This is a genomic window from Gynurincola endophyticus (assembly GCF_003991195.1).
GTDB lineage: Bacteria > Bacteroidota > Bacteroidia > Chitinophagales > Chitinophagaceae > Gynurincola > Gynurincola endophyticus.
Genome location: NZ_RCWL01000002.1, coordinates 515,063 through 537,271, shown reverse-complemented (window position 1 = coordinate 537,271; position 22,209 = coordinate 515,063). Strand labels below are relative to the sequence as shown.

General features: G+C 37.1%; 22 protein-coding genes. 10 read left to right on the top strand and 12 right to left on the bottom strand.

The window, feature by feature from the left end:
* Positions 1–37: 37 nt before the first annotated feature.
* Together D9O48_RS06270 and D9O48_RS06265 are read right to left on the bottom strand one after the other, a co-directional pair.
* Positions 38–1,123 (bottom strand): S1 family peptidase, encoded by a 1,086-nt coding sequence (locus tag D9O48_RS06270; RefSeq protein WP_126971725.1) that lies wholly within the window; start codon positions 1,121–1,123, stop codon positions 38–40.
* The gene (locus tag D9O48_RS06265; protein ID WP_233589193.1) at positions 1,123–1,692 is read right to left on the bottom strand and encodes an RNA polymerase sigma factor; all 570 of its coding nucleotides are present in this window, start codon (positions 1,690–1,692) and stop codon (positions 1,123–1,125) included. The genes D9O48_RS06270 and D9O48_RS06265 overlap by 1 nt, the downstream gene beginning before the upstream one ends.
* 430 nt (positions 1,693–2,122) lie before the next feature.
* On the opposite strand from D9O48_RS06265, the gene D9O48_RS06260 reads away from it, so the two are divergent.
* Entirely contained in the window at positions 2,123–2,317 is a 195-nt protein-coding gene (locus tag D9O48_RS06260; protein ID WP_126971722.1) for a hypothetical protein, read from the top strand.
* 219 nt (positions 2,318–2,536) lie between these two features.
* On the opposite strand, the gene D9O48_RS06255 is transcribed toward D9O48_RS06260, so the two are convergent.
* Positions 2,537–2,857, bottom strand: coding sequence for a DUF2752 domain-containing protein (locus D9O48_RS06255; protein WP_126971720.1), 321 nt, complete (start codon positions 2,855–2,857; stop codon positions 2,537–2,539).
* A gap of 6 nt (positions 2,858–2,863) precedes the next feature.
* Positions 2,864–3,340 (bottom strand): TM2 domain-containing protein, encoded by a 477-nt coding sequence (locus D9O48_RS06250; protein ID WP_233589192.1) that lies wholly within the window; start codon positions 3,338–3,340, stop codon positions 2,864–2,866.
* Positions 3,341–4,243: 903 nt separating this feature from the next.
* Here D9O48_RS06250 and D9O48_RS06245 point away from each other — a divergent pair.
* From D9O48_RS06245 to bla, 8 genes are all read left to right on the top strand, one after another.
* A complete protein-coding gene (locus D9O48_RS06245) occupies positions 4,244–5,560 on the top strand; it encodes a serine hydrolase domain-containing protein (RefSeq protein WP_126971717.1) in 1,317 nt (438 codons plus the stop codon).
* A 216-nt stretch (positions 5,561–5,776) separates the two neighbouring features.
* Complete coding sequence (locus tag D9O48_RS06240; protein WP_126971715.1) at positions 5,777–6,541, top strand: 3'-5' exonuclease; 765 nt, start codon at positions 5,777–5,779, stop codon at positions 6,539–6,541.
* Between the two features lie 27 nt (positions 6,542–6,568).
* Positions 6,569–7,348, top strand: a complete 780-nt coding sequence (locus D9O48_RS06235; RefSeq protein WP_199750512.1) for a polyprenol monophosphomannose synthase — start codon at positions 6,569–6,571, stop codon at positions 7,346–7,348.
* 10 nt (positions 7,349–7,358) lie between these two features.
* Positions 7,359–8,234, top strand: coding sequence for a DMT family transporter (locus D9O48_RS06230; protein WP_126971711.1), 876 nt, complete (start codon positions 7,359–7,361; stop codon positions 8,232–8,234).
* Positions 8,235–8,343: 109 nt separating this feature from the next.
* Entirely contained in the window at positions 8,344–11,256 is a 2,913-nt protein-coding gene (locus D9O48_RS06225) for an alpha/beta hydrolase family protein (RefSeq protein ID WP_126971710.1), read from the top strand.
* 103 nt (positions 11,257–11,359) lie between these two features.
* Complete coding sequence (locus D9O48_RS06220) at positions 11,360–11,890, top strand: DUF4269 domain-containing protein (protein ID WP_126971708.1); 531 nt, start codon at positions 11,360–11,362, stop codon at positions 11,888–11,890.
* Between the two features lie 79 nt (positions 11,891–11,969).
* Positions 11,970–12,482: a phosphoglycerate mutase family protein gene (locus D9O48_RS06215; protein ID WP_158624832.1), complete on the top strand. Its 513-nt coding sequence runs from the start codon at positions 11,970–11,972 to the stop codon at positions 12,480–12,482.
* A 151-nt stretch (positions 12,483–12,633) separates the two neighbouring features.
* Positions 12,634–13,392 carry a subclass B1 metallo-beta-lactamase gene (gene bla, locus D9O48_RS06210; protein ID WP_126971704.1) on the top strand — a complete coding sequence of 253 codons (759 nt, stop codon included), beginning with the start codon at positions 12,634–12,636 and terminating at the stop codon, positions 13,390–13,392.
* A gap of 86 nt (positions 13,393–13,478) precedes the next feature.
* Here the strand turns inward: bla and D9O48_RS06205 are convergent, their stop codons facing one another.
* From D9O48_RS06205 to D9O48_RS06180, 6 genes are all read right to left on the bottom strand, one after another.
* A complete protein-coding gene (locus tag D9O48_RS06205) occupies positions 13,479–14,180 on the bottom strand; it encodes a hypothetical protein (RefSeq protein ID WP_126971702.1) in 702 nt (233 codons plus the stop codon).
* Positions 14,181–14,251: 71 nt separating this feature from the next.
* Complete coding sequence (locus D9O48_RS06200; protein WP_126971700.1) at positions 14,252–14,866, bottom strand: hypothetical protein; 615 nt, start codon at positions 14,864–14,866, stop codon at positions 14,252–14,254.
* A gap of 22 nt (positions 14,867–14,888) precedes the next feature.
* Positions 14,889–15,683 (bottom strand): hypothetical protein, encoded by a 795-nt coding sequence (locus tag D9O48_RS06195; RefSeq protein ID WP_126971698.1) that lies wholly within the window; start codon positions 15,681–15,683, stop codon positions 14,889–14,891.
* A gap of 121 nt (positions 15,684–15,804) precedes the next feature.
* The gene (locus tag D9O48_RS06190) at positions 15,805–16,707 is read right to left on the bottom strand and encodes a helix-turn-helix domain-containing protein (RefSeq protein WP_126971696.1); all 903 of its coding nucleotides are present in this window, start codon (positions 16,705–16,707) and stop codon (positions 15,805–15,807) included.
* Positions 16,708–16,937: 230 nt separating this feature from the next.
* Positions 16,938–18,266: a dihydrolipoamide acetyltransferase family protein gene (locus D9O48_RS06185; RefSeq protein WP_126971694.1), complete on the bottom strand. Its 1,329-nt coding sequence runs from the start codon at positions 18,264–18,266 to the stop codon at positions 16,938–16,940.
* Between the two features lie 158 nt (positions 18,267–18,424).
* Positions 18,425–19,696 carry a CinA family nicotinamide mononucleotide deamidase-related protein gene (locus D9O48_RS06180; RefSeq protein ID WP_126971692.1) on the bottom strand — a complete coding sequence of 424 codons (1,272 nt, stop codon included), beginning with the start codon at positions 19,694–19,696 and terminating at the stop codon, positions 18,425–18,427.
* Positions 19,697–19,755: 59 nt separating this feature from the next.
* On the opposite strand from D9O48_RS06180, the gene dacB reads away from it, so the two are divergent.
* Positions 19,756–21,159 carry a D-alanyl-D-alanine carboxypeptidase/D-alanyl-D-alanine endopeptidase gene (gene dacB / locus D9O48_RS06175; protein WP_158624831.1) on the top strand — a complete coding sequence of 468 codons (1,404 nt, stop codon included), beginning with the start codon at positions 19,756–19,758 and terminating at the stop codon, positions 21,157–21,159.
* A gap of 149 nt (positions 21,160–21,308) precedes the next feature.
* Here the strand turns inward: dacB and D9O48_RS06170 are convergent, their stop codons facing one another.
* Positions 21,309–21,734, bottom strand: coding sequence for an acyl-CoA thioesterase (locus tag D9O48_RS06170; protein WP_126971688.1), 426 nt, complete (start codon positions 21,732–21,734; stop codon positions 21,309–21,311).
* A gap of 4 nt (positions 21,735–21,738) precedes the next feature.
* Positions 21,739–22,146, bottom strand: coding sequence for a DoxX family protein (locus D9O48_RS06165; RefSeq protein WP_233589191.1), 408 nt, complete (start codon positions 22,144–22,146; stop codon positions 21,739–21,741).
* Positions 22,147–22,209 lie beyond the last annotated feature (63 nt).

Genomic DNA, 22,209 nt, shown 5'->3' with positions numbered 1-22,209 from the left:
GGGCTGTTTTTATTATTCAGTCACCAGAGTAAAAAACTTAATAACTTTTTACCATGAACATATATGGTTCAAATTTTTTGATTTGCTGCACACGTTCTACCCCTTTTACCTGTGAATGCAGGTGAATTTTGATAGACTCATGTAAGCTGGTATCTTTTTTTATTTCCTGTAATGCCTGATGGATATTGCTGGCACGGCTGGAGAAAACAACGCCTTCTGCTGTAACTTGTTTTCCACTCATAATTCCAATCACATCTCCGTCTTTATTAAAAATTGGTCCGCCTGAGTTACCAGGATTGGCAGAAATAGCCAGCTGATAAGCTAAGGAATCGCCCTGATAACCAGTTTTAGCACTTAAGTAACCACGGTTATAAACGATATCTGCAGTAGGGCGCGGATAACCTAAAGTAAAAATTTCTTCCCCTAATTCTACCGTATTTTTATGCAACCCGTAAGGAAGTGTTTTTAACGGCACATATTTATTGTCTACAATCTTCAAAACTGCAATATCAGCCGGTGAGTTTACATAGATTGTATTCACCTTATAATATTCACCTTTAGAGTTTTGAATATATACTGAGTCTGCATTCACAACGGTATGTGCAGAGGTAACCACATATCCTTTCGGATCAATTAAAAAGCCGGTACCACCCAGTTTAGCATGTGCTACAGGTTGAGAGTTGGCTTGTTTTAAACCTTGTATTTCACGATCAGTAATTTGCTGTGTTCTTTTAACTTCTCTCAGCGCCTGCGACAATTGTCTGATTTCAGAAGTAGGTTTCTGCGTAAAAGAGTTTACGGCAGCTGAAATCAAAAGAGCAGTAATGCCTGCAATTGACGCAGCAATGCTGATCACTTTTTTATGTTTTTTCCAGAGTTGTAACAGTTTACCGGTCGGCTCAGCAGTTGTATGAAACTGATCAGCTACCGAATGTACGGTTTGCTCGAAAGCATTGCGGGCCTCCTGAGCTTCTAACTGCTTGATCAAGAACTTCTGCTCAACTACCATATGGTCGAATGAACTATCTTCCTGCCGCATTTTATCTACGGCAGCTTTTTCTTCAGCGGTTAACTCATTTCGAAGATATCCGTCAATTAATTGTAATAAATGTGGGTCGCGCATCACAATTCAGAATTTTGATTGACTTTGAAGAATAATTTCTTCAAACGTGTTAGACATTTATACTTTTGGTTCTTCGCATTGTCGGCATTGGTGTATCCAAAAAGATCAGCAATGTCTTGCATCGATTTTTTTTGAATATAAAAAGCTTCTATCAAGCTTTTACAAGGTTCGCCTAATTCAAGCATAGCCTTGCGCATGTTTAGGTGATGCTGTTGTTGTTGTTGTTCAAATTGAATGTCAAAACCTATATCCGGTAATTCCTCTTCTAAAACCCCTGCATCTACTTTAATTACATTGCGCTGTAACTTTTTTAGCCAGATTCTTTTGGCAACTGCATATAAATAAGTCTTTAACAGGCAGTTGAGCTCAAAATCTCTTTTTAAAAGGCGTTCATACAGAACCATTAACGTTTCCTGGAAAACATCTTTAGCGTCATCCTCAGAACCATTATTCGACAATACAAGCTGTTGCACCATTCTATAATTATCTTTATAGATGGTTTCAATCGCTGTTCGTTCATTTTTTAAAAGCCCTTCTAATAATAATATTTCACCCGACGTATTAGCCACGTATCATCATTTATTAATACTCAAAAATAGAAGAAGTAACCCAATTCAACATAAAAAAGCCGATTTTATATTTTCGCAGCCAGGAAAACTAAAAAACTAAGCTAAAATAGTTTCTGGTTCAGCTGCTTGGGAATAAATGAAAGAAACCGGTAAATCTTACGAAGGTATATACTTATAATACGTATCAAGATAGAAATGTTCATTCAAAGTCTGGATGAAACTTATTGTGATAAACTGCAGCCTTTGTGTTTACAGACAAAAAGTGGTCACCCTCGAAAAAGAAAAAAAAGTATTTAATGTAATAGTTTGATTATTAGTGTGTTTTGAACGAGGGGAAAAGATTTTTCAAAAAAAATAAAAAAGTGAGGTTACCTTTTTTCAATACCGGGATTAATAATAAACTATAGTTTACTTTCAAAAAAGCAAAAAAATGAAAAAATTATTATCTGTTTTCGCTATCGCTGCTATCTTAGTTGCATGTAATGACGCTGCTGAAACTCCAGCTACTGAAGCTCCAGCTCCAACTGAACAAGCTCCAGCTCCAGTTGAAACTCCAGCTCAAGATTCTCCAGTTGCTCCTGTAGATTCTCCAGCTGCTCCAGTTGAAACTCCAGCTGCTCAATAATAAATTGGACAAGCAATTATAGTAAAGCCCCTCTTAACTCCGTGTTGAGAGGGGTTTTTTGTCAACGTATTCAATACAGATCGCCGGCCGGCAAACTGTATTGAATTAAAATGGTTATTTCATAAAAAAGCCTCGCTCTGATTTCGAGCGAGGCTTTTTTCAACCTGAATTGAATATGTTACAGAGGATATTATCCTCCCAGAGAAATCTATTAAACCATTAAGCTACATTTTTTCTGGAATAATGAAATCTGAGAAATTTCCATTCCTTCAAACCCCATTTGGCCCATTGAAATGCTAACAACGGAAATGCAATGAAACTTAAAATATTAAAAGAGTAAGCTTCAAAAAAGTTACCGTGAATTAAGTGCATACAGGCACGCGTAAGTCCGCATCCGTAACATTCTGCATCAAACAAAAGTACAGATAAACACAAACTGGCCTTTTCATCAAAATAATTGCCGGGTAGTATTAATAATACTACCGGAATAATAATTAATGCTGCAAGCTTAATAAATGAAAATGTAATTCTCCCTTTCATTCTCTACTAGGTAAAAGTTTCTTCGAAAGGACCATTCGCCGGTTGTAAATCACCGATTAATAAACGAATAAAGTCAATTAAAGCCCATACACCACAACCACCTAAAGTAAGTAATTGGATGATACCGATGGTAGTATACCCCATGTAAAAACGGTGAATACCTAATGCACCAACGAAAAAGCAAAGTAAAACAGCCACTAACTGCGATTTACCACCGCCGGCCATGTTTTTTTCAGCTTTAACCATTTGCTTTTTAAAAAGTTTCAAACCTACTTTTTCTTTCAGTGTAAGTTTGTCGCCTTTTAAAGTTTCAGCATATTTTACTAACTCACTGTTCGACATTTTAGAAAAGTCTACAATGGTGTTAGCTGCAGCAGGAACCGGAGCCGGCACTGCTTTTTTACCAACCGGCACAGCAGAAGTAAGTAACACTACCGCCAGGCACAAGCAAAGAACGCGTGCTAATTTTGTAAATTTAAGCATGTGATAGGTTTGAGTTTAAGAGATATTCGTGCAATTTAACATATGATTAAGCAAAAACGAAGTTTTTCATCGATTTATTATATTTTTTTTCCATCATGATATATTGAGCATAAATACTTTAAGTAGCTGAAGTTTGAGCTGAAAGGTGGAAAACACAATGAAAATAAACTGCTATAAAATAATAAAGCCTCCTGAAAGGAAGCTTTATTACATTCAATTGAGATGAATTCCTGTAAACACTTTAATTATCTGTAACCAACCATTCCTCTGCTAGCTTTGCATCCGCTTTTAGAAGCAGAGCATGAAGTAACGGTTGTAGCAACTAATAATACTAAAGCGGTAACAAGTAAAAAACGTTTCATTGTTTTGTAGTTTGAGGTTGAAAAATTTAATGATTAGGAATTGGAATCATTAATTTTTCAAAGGACCTCAGGATTTTAACAAGACTTTAGCGCAGTGTTTTACAAGGAATGTGGATTTACCACAAATAAAATAATCATTTTTTAAAAATGCAAGCTCTAACACCTTATTTTTTATATACTTTATAAGGCCTCTGGTACATCAATAGCCCACATGCCTGATTGTTTCATGTAATTACTGCTTAATAATTAATTGGTTATAATATCTGTTAAGTGTTTGTATTTAGTTCTGAAACAAACGTAACGTGATTTTTGAGAATAACGTATTTAAGTTTATTTTAACCTGCTTTCGTAAAACTACGTCGTAATTATTCTCCTCTAAACAACAGTGTTGATTGTATAGTGTTTTTCCATCATCAATCATATGAAAAAGAACAGGCCACTCATTAGTGACATATTTTATCTTTGCAAAAGAATTGGATGTTTTTAAGCATTAATCGTTAATCGGGTTGTAAAATATTTATCCAAATGAATCATTGAGTGTATGCGAACTGAAATATTAATTTTCCTTTTATTATTATCCGGCCTTACAATAACAGCACAAAATATTGATCAAACACAACTCGATCGTTTTATTAGTCATATTGAATCAAACAATCAGGGCGTGGGGGCAGTGTCTGTCTTTAAAGAAGGAAAAGAAGTTTATCACCGTAGTTTCGGGCAAGATTCTATTACCGGTTTAAAATGGAATCAGCACTCGAAATATCAGATCGGTTCAATTACTAAAGTATTTACAGCTGTTTTGATATGGAAGTTGATAGAAGAGGGAAAGTTATCACCAGATGATAAGCTGGTACAGTTTTATCCTCAAATACCGAATGCCGGTAAAATAACCATTAAGAATTTGTTGGAGCATTCCAGCGGAATTAAAAGAGATTATAGTAATAAGCCTGATAACAAAAACTGGTTATTGGAAAGTGAAGTAAGTGACAAAGAAATTATCCATGAAATTACTCGTCAGGGAATTGATTTTGAACCGGGGGATAGTGTAGCTTATTCCAATTCAGCTTACTATTTACTAAAAAATATTGTAGAACAAAAGTATGGTAAAGGTTATGGAAAAGTGCTGCAAAAAGAGATTATTAAACCCAACGGTTTAAAAGATTTTGTGGCTGCAGACATGAATCTTCAACATCTCTTTTCTTCGTACCAATACAATTACCTGGATGCTGCCTGGCAAACAAAACCTGATTATGTATACCGGAATATTATCGGGGTAGGGGACATCGCTACACTACCTTCCCAATTGAATAAGTTTTTTTATAATTTGTTTCAGGGAAAAGTGGTGAAACCTGAAACTCTTCAACAGATGTTGCCTTCTGAAAAAGAAGATTTCGGACGTAATCTGGCCGGAATAAATTTTTATACAACAAAAACTTATGGACATGCCGGCGATACAAAAGGAACTCATTCGCTGGTAGTATTTGATCCGGAAACTAATATTGGATTTTCAGTTTCGCTTATCGGACAGCGATACCCTAAAAATGATTTCTATATTGCTATTTACAATGCTATTTATACCGATAAAAAGGAATTACCTTACTTTGCGGCTGTGCAGGACTTGAAAAAACATGAAGGTGTTTATTATAATCAGGCTTACGATCTGACATTGAAAGTATATATGGATGCAGAAAGCGGCTTAATGTGCGAAGATGTTGGAGCTGAAGCCAGTTTTCTATTGACACCTTATGCTGCGCAAAAATTTAAGTTTGACCAATTCGGAATAAAAATTGAGTTCAAAGAAAATCAAATCTTATTTACACAGGAAGGAGAACGTATAACACTGACCAGGCAACCCTAAAATTACTATACATAACTGACTTTATTGTGAACGATCTTGTATAGTTGGTTATCTATGCACTATAAGTACCTCTACTTGTTTTTATTTTAAAAAGAGTGAACATTTAGTGATTATCTATTGTTACTAAGCAGCAAAGACGTAATTAATTGTATTTATTTCAGAATCCCTACAGCAATTTGTACTTTTGCAATTCCTTTGTGCGCTAAACTAAATTAGATGATGAAATTAGACCGTTCTATTGCTGTTATAGATTTAGAAACAACAGGTATCAATCCCTCTGTTGATAAAATCATTGAAATTGCAATCGTAAAAGTATTACCTGATGGTAATCAGCAAATTAAGAGAAAGTTGATCAATCCTGAAATGCCGATTGATCCAAGTTCTACAGCTATTCACGGAATTACCAATGAAATGGTAGCCAATGCGCCCACCTTCAAACAGGTGGCCAATGAGTTAAGACAATTTCTTGAAAATTGCGATTTAGCCGGATATAACTCTAATCGTTTCGATATTCCGATGTTGGTGGAGGAGTTTTTAAGAGCTGGTTTAGATTTTGATGCAGATAAACACCGGTTAATTGATGTTCAGCGGGTTTTTCACAAGATGGAACCCAGAACTTTAGGAGCTGCTTATAAGTTCTACTGTAATAAAACGCTGGAAAATGCGCATAGTGCCGAAGCGGATGCAAGAGCTACCTGGGAAATTTTAGAAGCACAGTTGCAACGTTATCCTGAACTGGAAAACTCAATCGACACTGTTTTGAAGTTTATCGGTGAAGATGAAGTGGTGGATTTTGCCCGTAGAATGATTAATAAAGACGGAGTAGTGATTTTCAACTTCGGCAAACATAAAGGCAAACCGGTAGAGCAGATATTCAAGCAGGAACCTCAGTATTATGATTGGATGATGAAAGGTGATTTTGCATTGAATACGAAACAAAAACTGACAGAATTGTTCAATAAGTTCATGCTAAAAAAATAATTGATATAAAAGGATAGATGCCCTATTGTGAAAAAGATTGTTATCATACCTACTTATAACGAAAAAGAAAACATTCAAGCAATCATTGAAGCAGTATTCCAGTTGCAGCAAGGATTTGAAGTACTTATTATTGACGACGGCTCTCCCGATGGCACAGCGTTGATCGTAAAAGAACTGCAACAGGTTTACCCTCAATTACTGCATCTTGAAGAACGTAGAGGAAAACTTGGATTAGGCACCGCCTATATCCATGGTTTCAAATGGGCTTTACGTAATGGATATGATTATATTTTTGAAATGGATGCTGATTTTTCACACAATCCTAAAGATTTACAAAGACTTTTTGAGGCCTGCGCCATCGATGGCGCTGATGTTGCTATCGGATCGCGATATGTAAAAGGAGGTGGTACCGTGAACTGGCCTTTTAACCGTATTGCCCTTTCCATAGGCGGTTCTTTTTATACCCGTCTGATTACCTGGATGCCGATCAAAGATACCACTGCCGGCTTCCTTTGTTACTCAAGAAAAGTACTCGAAACGATCGATCTTGATAAGATTCAGTTCCTTGGTTATGCATTTCAGATTGAAATGAAGTTTGCTGCATGGAAACTGGGTTTTAAAATTAAAGAGGTCCCGATTATTTTCGAAGACAGAAAATATGGTGATTCTAAAATGCACAAAGGAATTGTAAAAGAAGGAATTCTCGGTGTGTTGAAATTAAGATGGAACAGTCTGTTCAAAGATTATCGATACAGTGTTGAAAAGAAGTCAAAAACCTCTTTACACTCCGATATCTATTCCAAATAACTCCCTTAACATGCAAAAAGCATTATTGCAATTACACCTCGCAGTTTTATTTGCGGGGTTAACCGGTGTACTGGGCCGTATTATTACTTTAAATGAAGGGTTGTTGGTTTGGTACAGACTGGCGCTTTCTGTTCCTATTCTCGCGCTTTTGATGTTCTATAAAAAAGCCTGGGTTTCTATTCCGGGAAAAGATGTCTGGCGTATTTTCGGTATCGGTGTTATCGCTGCATTACACTGGGTTACCTTTTATGCCAGTATTAAATATGCAAATGTATCGGTAGCACTGGTTTGTTTTTCTGCTATCGGCTTCTTTACTGCTATTTTTGAACCCCTGATTAACAAAACTTCCTTTTCAATTCGTGAACTCTTATTAGGACTGTTACCAATCGTTGGTATTTCACTGATTTTTCAATTTGATCCCTCTTATCAAACCGGCATTATCATCGGTTTGATTGCTGCCGTACTCGGAAGTCTTTTTCCCATTCTTAACGGCAGACAGGTGAAGAAACATAGTACCTGGATGGTGACTTTCTACTATTTGTTCGGGGGCTTATTGTTTCTCACGATTTTACTTCCTTTTTATTTAAAAGTTTTTCCTCCTACACACGTCATTCCAACTACCATTGACTGGATGGGACTACTGGTTTTAAGCGTGATTTGTACAGTCTGGGCAATGCTTTTGTCGATGAATGCGCTTAAATATATTTCCGCTTTCACGGTTAACCTCTCTTATAACCTGGAGCCACTCTATGGTATTTTACTGGCATTTATGCTTTATAGAGAAGATAAAGGCATGGGAACCTATTTTTATTTAGGTCTTGCATTTATAGTAGTGAGTGTGGCCTTACAAACCTATTTTGTTTTTATCAGCAAAAAGAAAACATAGCTTTTTTCACATTTTTTGAACAAATAGCTCTCTTGATAGAAAAATAACCTGTTACAGGGGCGGGTGCTTCGCAAAGTTTAAAGTAACTTCAGGCTCTAAACTCGTCAGCATGAGATCTATAAGTTTATTATTTGTTTTTACATTGAGCATTGTGTACCTGAATGCTCAGAAAAAACCACTGACACATGATGTGTATGATCAGTGGGAAGCACTGGAAGGCTCGGTTATTTCTCAAAACGGTTTATATGTAGGCTACGAAGTGAACCCGCAGGAAGGCGATGGTAAAGCTTTTGTACAGTCTGTAGACCGTAAACTGAATATCGAAATTCCTCGTGGTACTGCCATCCAGTTTACCGGAAGCGGAAATTATGCAGTGGTAAGAATTAAAGCCCCTTTTAAGGAGACCCGTGAAGGAAAGATCAAGAAGTTAACACCGGCACAAATGCCCAAAGACAGTTTGGCTATTATTCAGTTGAGTACTGGTAAAGTGGAGAAAATCGCCAACTTCAAGGCTGTTTCTGTTACAAAAGATGGTCCGTATATCGCTTATACTACCGAAATTGAAACTCCTAAGGAAACCTTAGATTCTGCCGCCAGAGTTAAGAAAGCGGTGGATAGTCTGGCACATCTTGCCGACAGCTTAAAAAAACTCTCTCAGGAATTAGCTACTTCTCAAAATATCGGTTTGTTACGTAAACCTGCAGCTCCGGCTACAGGAGGTGCTGCTGGTGCCGCTGCCGGAAGAGGTGGTGCCGGTAATAATGAAGCTGTTCTTTTAACTGTATTCAATACAGTAACCGGTAAAACATTTACTGTAGAAAAGATCAATTCATTTGGTATCGATGATGCCGGTAAAGCAATTGTTTACAGAATTAATAAAAACGGCAATCAACCGAATGCATTGTTGTGGTATGACCTGAAAACACAAAAAGCAGATACTATTCTGAAAGAATTCAATGATGTAAAAAATTTGAACGGATTCAATAAAGAAGCTACAGCTTTTGCTTTTCTTGTTGAACAAAAAGCAGCAGCAAAAGGCAAACACAAAACATTTGAAATATTCGAATATAAAGCCGGGCAGCCAAAAGCCAACATCCGTGTAGCAGCTAATCACAAAGGCATTGCCGATGGATTGATTATTAATGAAAACAGAACACCTGTTTATTCAAAAAGCGGTAAAAGATTGTCTTTCGAATTAGTACCTGTTCCTCGTGTAAAAGATACTACAAAACCTGATTTTGAAGTAGCACAACTGGATATCTGGCATTGGCAGGATCAGGTATTGCAAACACAACAATTGTTGCGCACTACTGTAAGAGGATATCAGACGTTCCATTACGAAAATGCAGCTGAAGTGTTACAAATTGCGGATAGCGTATTTGAAATGATTATTGAGCCTGCAAACAATGAAGATGCTCCATACGGATTAGCAACCGATTCGAGAAAAGATGCAGTGGCAAGCCAATGGCAAGGATTTTCATTGGGTGATGTTTATCTGGTAGACTTGAAAACAGGAAAAAAGGAATTACTGTTTGAACAAAGACGTGGTCCTTACCAATTATCTCCTTATGGAAAGTTTGTATACTGGTATGACAGAGATAATAAAAAATATTTTGCTTACGAAATCGCTACTAAACAAACGGTAGAACTTACCAAAAATATCAACGATCAGTTTGTTAATGAGGAATATGATAATCCGGATTTAAAACCAGCTTTCGGAATCGGTACCTGGTATGAAAACGATGCCTTCATCGTTTTGAATGCCGAGTTTGATTTGTGGAAAATCGATCCTAAAGGTGTAGTTGCCCCCGTTAACTTAACTGATGGTTACGGTAAACAAAATAATACGGAATTAAGATGGATCCGTTTTGAAAGAGACGAATATCCTACTGATGCTACGAAAGAGTTTTATTTCAGGTCTTTCAACAAAAAGAATAAACTCGCTGGAGTTGGGGTAAAAACTTTCGGTAAAAAAGGAAAATTAACTTTGTTATACGAAGATGCTATTTCAGCTACCAATGTAATGAAAGCTAAAAACGCACAACAATTCCTGGTTACTTTTGGTTCTGTTAAAGAATCTCCTAATGCGTACTTGTCGAAAGATTTAAAAAATTACACTAAAATCAGTTCTTTAAACGCTCAGCAAAACGATTATATCTGGCATACGACTGAGCTGGTTAAATGGACTATGTTTGATGGAAAAGAGTCTGAAGGTATTTTATACAGACCTGAGAACTTCGATTCAACCAAACAGTATCCGGTGATTTTCTATTTTTATGAAAAGAATTCGGATAAACTGTATAATTACAATCGTCCGGCACCATCTGCCTCTACCATTAACATCGCATATTTTACGTCAAACGGTTATATCGTGTTTGATCCGAATATTTATTATCAAACAGGCCAGCCGGGCGAAGATGCTTACAATTCTGTAGTATCTGCTGCTGAAATGTTAGCAAAAAAACCTTGGGTTAATGCGAAAAAAATGGCTATTCAAGGACAATCCTGGGGAGGTTATCAGGTTACTTACTTAGTAACCAGAACCAATATGTTTGCTGCTGCCGGAGCCGGAGCACCAGTTGCCAATATGACTTCTGCTTATGGTGGAATCCGTTGGGGTAGTGGTTTGGTTCGTCAGTTCCAATACGAAAAAGGACAAAGTAGAATCGGTAAAGATTTATGGTCAGCTTTTGATGATTATTACAAAAACTCACCATTGTTCTTTGCCCCTAAAGTGGAAACACCGTTGCTGATTATGCATAATGACAAAGACGGAGCAGTTCCATGGTATCAGGGCATTGAAATGTTTACTGCTTTAAGACGTTTAGGAAAACCAACCTGGTTGTTACAATACAATAATGAAGATCATAATCTGGTTCAGAGAAAAAACAGAAAAGATTTAAGTATCCGTTTATCTCAATTCTTTGATCACTTCCTGAAAGATGCACCGGCTCCGGTTTGGTTAAAAGATGGAGTTCCTGCAAAAGATAAGGGTTATGATTTTGGATTTGAAGTGAAGTAGTCTGATAAAAAATAGTGGATAAACACTATTATACTAAAAAGATGAATAAATAATAGAATAGCTATTCTCTCACTGATTTGTGAGGGAATAGCTATTTTTGTTTATGATGAATTTTGCCGATATCAATTACCTGAAAAAAGGAAATGAGCTGCAAAAACAATTATATGATGTTCTTGTTTCCTACCATATCATGGATCGGTTGAGTGATTATCAACCTGTCATTACAGGCACTATACCCATTGAGATTAATATTGCTACGAGTGATGTTGATATTATCCTTTATGCAACGGAATTAAAGTGTCTTCAGGATAAATTGATTACTCATTTTTCGCACTTTAAAAATTTTGAAATCTATACAGACATTATCAATACTGCTACGGTAGTAATTACAACATTTACGCTGAATGGTTTCTGCTTTGAATTGTTTGCACAAGCTGTACCTACCACTGACCAATATGCCTATTTGCATATGATCAAAGAATATGAAATTCTGCAACAGCAACCCGAAACTTTTAAAAAAGAAATTATAAAATTGAAAGAGTCTGGAATAAAAACTGAACCTGCATTTGCTCAACTACTTGGTTTAGAGGGAAATCCTTATGAAGCCTTATTAAATTACCAAATTAAATACTGATAAAACATCTCATCAATTGATGAATGGGAATGAGAATGCCCGTAGAAAGATTAAATTTGTTTACATAAAAACCTTGCATATGAAAATCATATTGTCTCTTCTTTTAGCAATTGGCAGTTTTCAACTGTTAAATGCGCAAACTATTTTTTTAGTACGGCACGGAGAAAAAGCAAATTATGAAGGAGTTGATCTGAAAAACCCACCGCTCAGTGAAAAAGGATTGAAAAGAGCACATGATTTGAAAGAAACATTAGCGCCGGAAAAAATCGATGTGGTATACGTTACCAATACTATCCGTTCTTATCAAACTGCTGAGCAGGTATATACTTCCAGAAATTTGCAACCGGTAGAATATGATCCGATGCCTTCGGTTGAGTGGGTGAAGTCGATCATTGACGCTAAAAAAAATGTATTGATTGTTGCTCATAGTAATACGATCGCACATATATATAATACGATTGAGGAAGCAGTGGGTCGTGAAAAAACAGCCATCGAACATAGCGAAGATGTATATAATTTATTATATACTTTTTATCTGAAGAACCTGAAAAAAGTACGCATTACAGTAGTGAATTATGGAAGTGCTGAATAAAGAACAACGAATGGAAAGTGTGCAGGAATTTGTCTAACATCATATCTACGCCATTTGCGTAACAGAAAACATATTCATAATGATATTTTATTTGTGGGCATTTTTCTCTATACAACACAAATTTTCTAATACCGAAAAGTAAAAGAATAACATGAATCTTATTGTAAAATTGTTAGTAATCGCTATTGTATCTATTACCGTATTGGGTTGTAATGATCAACAGCAGTCAGCATTCGAGCCGAAAGTTGTTTATCAGTCAGATGATTTAGTAGTGACCCAGATTACTGAAAATGCTTATCAACATGTTTCGTATTTACAAACCAATGATTTCGGGAAAGTTCCATGTAACGGATTGATCGTAAGGGATAATAATGAGGTGATTATATTTGATACACCCACTAACGATAAAAGTTCAGAGACCTTAATTAAATGGATCAAAGAAACATTGCATTGTAAAATCAACGCCATTGTGCCTACGCATTTCCATAATGATTGTTTGGGTGGATTAAAGGCATTTGAAGACAACGGGGTTCCTTCGTATTCATATTTTAAAACAGTAGAACTGGCAAAAGAGAATGATCTGGTTGTTCCTCAGAATAGTTTTACTGATTCACTTACTTTAAAGGTGGGTAACCAAAAAGTTATGGCTAAATATTTCGGAGAAGGCCATACCATCGATAATGTTATCGGATATTTTCCCGCTGAAAATATTATGTTCGGCGGATGTTTAATCAAAGAATCAGATGCTACTAAAGGTTATTTAGGAGATGCCAATATTGAAGAGTGGTCGAATACGGTTGAAAAAGTAAAAGAAGCATATCCGCAGGTTAAAATTATTATTCCGGGGCATGGAGCGTATGGAAATCAGCAACTACTTGATTATACCATTCAACTATTCAGAAATAAATAATAAAAGACGCTCCTGAAAGCGTCTTTTAATTGATATAAATGAGGGTGGTTTTCTGAATTTAGAGAAGTCGTAAAATCTGTAATATTTTATTGTTTCGCGCTATATACTTTTTGCCATTCGATCTGACGGTTATCTATGTATTTTATTAAGTTGATAAGTTCTATTGTATAACTGCTGTCTTTTTCCTTTATAAAATGTACACCCCAATCTCCCCATTGAAAATAGTTTTTGGTTACATTAGAAAATTCTTGGGTTTGAGGAATCAACTTATATTGTTTAACATTTTTATCTTTGTTGTATATTCTTAGTCCATTTTGTAATGAAATCTCCAATATATCATTTTCTCTCAACCCAAAAAGATTGAGGCTGCTGTCAGCATGTTGTACAATTAATTTAAGGGGGTGCACGAACTGTCTGAAATAGGCCGCCGCACCATCTGTTCTATTTATAGCAATATGTTTTTTATTTGTGTTGTAGCCATCATTTAAAAACCACTCCAGGTCATAACCATCTTTAACAAATTGTTTCGGAACCCGGCCAATGGTAAAGCTGGCTATTGTATTACATAAACTGTTTACATACAAAATGCCCTCTATACAATCCATACATTTTTCCTGTCTGATAATTCTTACTCTAAATAGTTTTTCACCCGTGGGTAGTTCCAATATGCCTTCGTATGAACGATATTTTTCTGTGGTCATTTTTTCTACACATTCCGGTGTTTGCCCAGATTGCCCGGAAGAGAATTTTGAGCTGATCATAAACAACAAAAAAAATATTATTTTCATTTTTGATAGATCTCATGCTGAATGTTAGTGATTGCTGATGAATTCAACGTCATCTGTGTGCCGGGGTTTTATTAAATCGCTGATCTTTCTATTATATACTCAAGTGTAATCGTTGCTCCGTCAATATTTACCTCATACTTTATATAGTTTCTGACGGAGAAATCCATATCAATTAACCGGAACGAACGCAGGTTAGCCTTTTTCAACACTTTTGAAGTGCCATTCGGAAGCGTAATTTCCGCTCCATAGATGCCGACTACCAGTTTTGTTTCAGCAGTGAGCCGGTCTGCCGGAATCGGCATTGAAAATCTTTTTCCCAAAACAATATCATTCGTAAAACTCAGGCTGCCCTGTTCTGTTACACTACACTTACCCTCTGTAGAAAACGAATTTTTTTTGTAGCCGAATAAAATTATCGGACAAACTTTGAACATAGGCCCGTGATCGGCTCTGATTTCAGGATACAGCATTGCATTGCCATCCAGTATAGCGGCGTTTTGCATCATCTTTAACTGAACTTTTGCCCCAGGATAGGAAGTGCTGCTGATTTTATAGAGGTTTACTTTATATACATATTGTTTTCCCGAGCTGAGTTTCAGTGCTGAAGTTTCTATATCTGGCCTTTTTACAACCTGGCCCGATACAATCTGAGGAATAATTATCAATAACAGGATAAGTTTTTTCATGATGGTGATTTCAAAGTAATTATTAATTGATGTCAGGAGTATATATACCAACATCTCCCACAGCTTTAAAAGAAACCGCATCATAAGTATTAATCAGCAGAAGGTCTTTATCTTGATGATTTCCCTTCCAGCCGTTACCCTGAGGAATAACAATAAATAAATTTTTAAGTTTCGCACTTCCATTATCCACACCATACCACAAAGTATTTGTATGTCTGGTATAATCCCAGGTAAGTTGAGCTGTAGTTGGTTTTGAAGATGGATTATACATCCATCTGCTGTCACTGAACCGGTAGTAAGAAGAACCGTCTATTGCTTTATAAGAAGTATTGTGAAATACTGCATTCGGTATTTTCACTACCTGAATGTAATTCGAGGTAGCTTTTGTAAAAAAATCCTGATCGGGGTAATCAGGAATTAGCTCCCCGGCTACGATAATCTGATCGTTTTCATCTCTCGTAAGTTCATAGAAACCTAATGAGGTTTCAAATTTGGTAATGCCTGTTTCAGGGTTATAAGAAAGGGGAGTGCTAATTAGTTTTGAAAATAATTGATATGACAGTGCCCAGTAAGACCTGTATTTGTTATCTGAGACACTTTTTTGTAAATAACTCACCAATAGCATTGGCTTATTGCCATAGATATTGAATCCATCTGCGGTGGGTATATATTCTTCAATAATCTGGTAAGAACTGAGCTCTTCAACTGTTATCTCTCTTGCAACAGCAGGCGGGTCATTTTCTTTTTTACTACATGAGTTGAATAGAATGGCAGATACTAAAAGGCAGTATAATATTCCTGAAAACCCTGTTTTCATAGTTGATTTTTTTTAGTTTCTTGTAAAACTTCAGAATCAACAAAACAAGAAAAATTTGAAGGCAAAAAATAGCATAAAATCACAAAAAGCGATTTTATCGGGGCAAATCAAAGTTGCGGTATCAGGTATTTTGCGGGGTGTAGTGTAAAATCTGATAGAGCGAGGCATCCCGATAGCGTTTCATCTGTTCAGGATCAGCAGCAAAACCATCTTCTACGGCTTTTTTTAGCGGGTCAAACAGTGCTTCCCATTGTCTTCTGTTTTTCGGAATGGCTCCGGTAAATTGTTTAAATTCTCTGATAAAATGGTTTTGATCGAAATAGTCAAATTGATGTACAATATCACTCCAGCCAACATTAGGATTTTCTCCCAAAAATTTCTGTACAGCAGTAAAACGGGTAATTCGTCCGAATAATTTTGGAGTAACGCCTATCATTTCTGAGAAATAATTTCTTAATCCTGACTGCGATATTCCTGCTTTTCTGCAGAGTTCTGTTATTGGTATTTTTCCATTATTCCTGATTATTTCGTTACAGCTATAAATAATCCTTTCATCTGTATGTTTTGTGCGTTTTTGAAGTTCGGAAAGTAAAAAGGTTTCTAAAACCCGAACACAATATTCAGCATCGTTTAAATGAGCTTCAAGATCAGGAAGTAACTTTTTTAAACCAGGAAAAAGCTCCGTGGCATCTGAAGTAACATTGTGTAAAGCTGATTGTTCTTTGCCGAAAACAGAATAGGCACCCCAGGGTAAAAAATCTACATTGATAATTCTGATGTTTTCACGGGGAGTATAAAGAACAGAAACGGAGTGTTGCCCCGAAAAAGTAATACGGTAATTGATTGTATTACCAGTAAAGTAATCTGTGACGGTTGGGTCGGTATTTAAGAATAAGGTTAATGATGTGGCATTATCAGGAAGGAACTTTGTTTTAGATAATTCCTCTGCTGATAATTCAGCATATGCAAACATTAATACATGATCATTCAGGAGTGGATCGGAGTCGTAAAATTTTACCTTCATAGGTTAGTGTACAGAAGTTACAAATTTTGAATTCTTCATAAATAAAGCCAACATAAATATAGCAAGATAATTGCTGACATACTTCAGGGAGGAATTAACGGAAGTGGGTATTTTACATAAAATATAAACATTTGAATAATCTTACTGCCAGTATCTAATAAAAGAGCAGTTGTAACGATCGTTACAACTGCTCTTTTGGTATTCGTCAATATGTTTTTGCCGGATAAAAACTAAAACTCTCTGTTCGGATCGAAGTTTTCGAGCTCTTTCGCTACTGCGGTGAGGAAAGTTGCTCCTAATGCACCGTCTACAATTCTATGGTCATATGACATAGAGAGATACATCATATGTCTGATTGCAATCGAATCACCCTGTTCGGTTTCAATCACTACCGGGCGTTTTTTAATAGCTCCTACTGCCAGGATTGCTACCTGTGGCTGGTTAATGATGGGTGTGCCCATTAAACTTCCGAAAGTTCCTACATTGGTTAGTGTAAAGGTTCCTCCCTGCGTGTCATCCGGACGAAGTTTACCGTTTCGGGCATCATTCGCTAATCCGTTTACTTTTTTCGTTAAACCTACCAGGTTCAACTGATCGGCATTTTTAATGACCGGAACAATTAAGTTACCTGAAGGAAGGGCCGTAGCCATACCAATATTAATATCTTTTTTTACGATGATATTATTGCCATCAATACTACTGTTGATGAACGGATATTTTTTAATACATCTGACAATGGCTTCTACAAAGAGCGGTGTGAAAGTGATTTTTTCATTTTCTCTCTTTGCAAATTCGTTTTTTACTTTCTCTCTCCACAATACCAGATTGGTAACATCCGCTTCGGTGAAGCTGGTAACGTGCGGGCTGGTATGCTTACTTTTCACCATGTGATCGGCAATCAGACGACGCATACGGTCCATTTCGATGATTTCTACATTTCCACCTGAATATTGTGCAGGAGAAGACGTTGTAGTAGCTACAGGCTGACTCAAAGGTGTTGCCTGTACTGCCTGAGTAGCGGGTTGAGCTGCAGGTTTCGCGGTTGTTTGCCCGTTTCTCTTTGCTTCAACGTATTGTAAAATATCTTTTTTAGTTACTCTGCCTTCATTTCCTGAACCAGGAATATTTTCCAGTTCACTCATACTGATACCTTCTTCAGAAGCAATTTTCAGTACTAATGGAGAGTAGAAATTATTTTTTGTGCCGGAATTTTCAACTTTTGCAGGAGCTGCTGTAGCTGTTTCAACAACTTGTACGTTGGTTGTCGGAGCGGCAGCCGGAGTAGCGGGGGCAGGTTGATCCACTGCTGATGCGGTAGCATCAGTTTTTATACGTGCTATTACAGCACCTACAGGAACTACTGCATCTGCTTCAAATAAAATTTCATCGATAATCCCTTCAGCCGTTGACGGAACTTCACTGTCTACTTTATCTGTTGCTATTTCTAACACCGTCTCATCCATCTTCACAGGATCGCCAGGGTTTTTATGCCATTTTAAGATGGTTGCTTCCATAATACTTTCGCCCATCTTTGGCATAACCAGGTCAACTACAGCCATAAATGAATTTTAATTTTAAATGACAAAATTACTAAATAACTCACATACTGTGAACTAAAAAACCAGGCATTGGTAGTCGTATTGATGCAGAATGCATTATATATGAGACTATTAGATACTCTGGCAAGCTAATCGATGTTGCAAATGTACAAATTTTACTAACAATCGTTCGCTTTTGGGTTTGCCTTGATAAATTTTATTAAGAAAAGCAAAGCCTGCTGAGCTGTGAATTCAATGTTTTTTAAACGATCCCACCGCGCTTTTATTAGCTTGGTCTCTATTTTTTCTTTCGTACCTACACCCAACCAAACGGTACCAACCGGCTTGGCTTCCGATCCACCCAACGGGCCCATTATACCTGAAGTTGCTATTACATAATTCACGCCCAATTGTTCAAGTCCGCCTTTTACCATTTCTTTAATTGTTTCTTCACTTACTGCGCCGAACTGCTCTATTGTTTCATGCTTTACGTGCACCAGGTTCTCTTTCACATCATTTGCATAACTTACTATCGAACCGAGATAAGATTTGCTCGAACCGGATAGGGAAGTAATGAGATGAGCCAGATACCCGCCGGTACAACTTTCTACAGAACCTACCGTGCACGAAGTATCATTCAGTAACTCCCCCAATACGAGGTTAAGCGTTTTGTCTTCGTCGGTAATTAGCCATTCCGATACAAGAACCTTCAGCTTTTCAAACTGCTCCTGTAATTGTACTGATAATGTATGACTTTGTTTGTCTATACCGGTTATCCGTAAACGAACCATTCCGTTATTGGGTAAATAAGCAAGCTTTATGTTAGCCGGAAGTTGATTTTCCCAGTCCTGAATATGCTCTGCAAGGGTTGATTCACCGATACCTGCCGTTAATAGTGTTTTATGCTGGATAGAAGGCAGGGAATAATGTTCCTGAATAATACCGATTCCGGAGTTTTCCATCACGTATTTCATTTCATGAGGAACTCCGGGAAGAGAAAAGACCAGCTTTCCATTTTTTTCGAACAACATGCCCGGAGCTGTACCCACTGCATTCCATAATACTTTTGCAGTAGAAGGAAGCATTGCCTGCTGACGGTTTCTTTCTAACAAAGGACTCACTTTTACTTTCGACAATAAAGCCGTCACATGTTCCAGTACTGCTTCGTTGAACTGCAGCTGGCCATCAAAGTAGCCGGTTAATACTTTTTTAGTAATATCATCATTGGTGGGGCCGAGTCCGCCGGTAATAATGACCATCGAACTAGATGCCAGCGCAGCGTCTAAAGCACTTACAATGGCAGAAGCATCATCACCGATTGACCATCTTTGCTTTACCCAAAAACCGATATGGTTTAGTTTTTGAGCTAACCATGCACTATTGGTATCGATCACTTGTCCGATCAACAGCTCATCTCCGATAGTAATTATAGTTGCGAAATGTTCTTTCATTGTGAAATATTTAGGCAATATGCAAGAAACAACTAAATTTAATAAATCAAATGAAAAAGATGATAAAAAAGATATGCCTGTTATTATTGGTATTCGGGGTGCATCAGCTGAGTGCTCAGACTGTAGCGGCAAAATTGAAAGAATCTGTTGCTGCGTTGGAAAAGAAGGCTGTTTTGCAAGGCGGCATTTTGTCAGTTGCTGTTCAGGATGCTCAAACCGGTGAATGGGTTTATAGAAATCATTCTACAATTGGTTTACCGGCTGCTTCCACCCAAAAAATTATTACTGCTGCAACGGCTTATGATTTGCTGGGAAAGGATTTCAGGTATAAAACGACATTTTATTATACAGGTTCAGTAGCCAATAAAGTACTGAAGGGGGATATGCATATTGTTGCCGGAGGTGACCCCACTTTTGGTAGCTGGAGATGGACACAAACGCACAAAGACACTGTGATTAAAAACATTATTCAGGTATTTCTCCAGGAAGGCATTCATGTAGTAGAAGGTAAAGTACATATTCATGAAACTATTTTTGATTATCAGTCTTTACCCGGTGGTTATACTTACAATGATATGGGAAATTACTATGGTGCCGGATCGTGGAGTTTGAACTGGAATGAAAATCAGTACGACCTTCAGCTGACACCCGGTAAAAAGACAGGTGATTCTACTGCTGTATTAAATACAACGCCGTCTTTGTTGCTCAATAACTTTAAAAATAATATCACTACCGGTGCAGCCGGTTCGGGCGACCAGGCATATATATATGTAACTCCCTACGCAACGCAGGGTTTTGCTGTAGGAACAGTACCGGCAGGAAGTTCTTTTACCATTAGCGGTTCGATGCCCTATCCGGCGCAGGTATTCGCACAAACATTAGAACTGTCGATGGCTGCCAATGGAATTGAATTAATGCACCCAGTTCAAACATATCCTTTACAAACCTATTCACTCAATAAAACAGGATGGAAAGAGTTTTATACTGTTGAATCGCCCGAACTGGAGAAAATCAGTTATTGGTTTTTAAGAAAAAGTATCAATTTATACGGTGAAGTAATGATAAAATCAATAGATGCGCAGGCTGGAGAGCAGGCATCGTTGAAAAGCGGGTTGAATAAACTGAAGGCATTCTGGGAAGGAAAAGGTATTGCCCGACACCAGTTAAAGATGGTGGACGGTAGCGGATTATCTCCTGAAAACAGAATTACAGCCGAAGCGTTAGTGAAAGTTTTGCAATATGCCCGCAAACAAAGTTGGTATACATCTTATCTTGAAGGGTTCCCTTTATACAATAACATGAAGTTGAAGAGCGGAACGATTGCAGGGGTGAAAGCTTTTGCTGGTGTACACCGGTCAAAAGCCGGCAAAGAATACAATATCGCCATTATTGCTTATAACTATAATGGTACTGCGAATAGTATGGTGCAGGAAATGTATAAAATACTGGACTTACTTAAGTAAAAAAAGAAAAACATCCTGAAGGATGTTTTTCGTAGGACTCGGAAGTTTCCAAGGCCTGGATAAATCGGTTTTAAATAGTGGATTTAAAAATGGGTAAAACAAATTTACATCCTAATTGATAAAAATCAAATAATTAGGTATAGAATTTTTTAAACTGATGTAATATCGGCGAAATATTCCTTTAATTTGTTATATAACTGTTCCGGCATTTTTGAGCGTTGCATGGTTTTTGCCTCCATGAAATATAGCTTAACAGTACCGGTTACCAACAGTTTGTTTTCTTCATTAAAGATTTCCTGAATGAAAGTAATTTTATGATCTTTCGGTAGTTCGGTCAGAGTGGTTTTAACAGTAACCAGGTCGTCGTATTTTGCAGGACGTAAGTATTTACAGTTAACTTCCACTACTGGCATTATAATTCCCATGGCTTCCATATCACGATAAGTAAAGCCTAAATCGCGAATAGCTTCCGTTCTGCCGGCTTCGAAATAATCTATATAATTTGAGTGATAAACGACTCCCATCTGATCGGTGTCGGCATATCTGACTCTGATTGGTGTACTTGCTACAAACATTCTTTTATCTTTTTACAAGCGCATCTACACTGGCCTGGCCAGGTCCGATTAATAATATTGTGATATAACCCGCTAAGAATAAAGCTGCTTTTTCGCCTTCACCGAAAAAGTCGCCACGATGAGAAATGAACAGTGCCACACACATGGCAATAATTAAAGGAATAACAGCAAAGCGGGTTACCAGTCCTAAAATCAATAACGCTGAACAAATTAGTTCTGCGAAAATGACCAAACAGAGGGTAAGCGTTGATCCAAGTCCTAAAAAATTCATAAACTTATGCTGTAAAGACTCGAACCTGATCAGTTTGCTGTAACCATGCGGAATCATTAATAAGCCCATAGTAACTCTTAATAAAAAACTGGCTGTATTAAATGCTGCGTTAGAGTAAGAGGTCGACATGATTTTTGACATAGATACAAATTTGTACAAATTTAAGATTTCGGAAATGAATATAATCATTGTTTGGGTTATCTT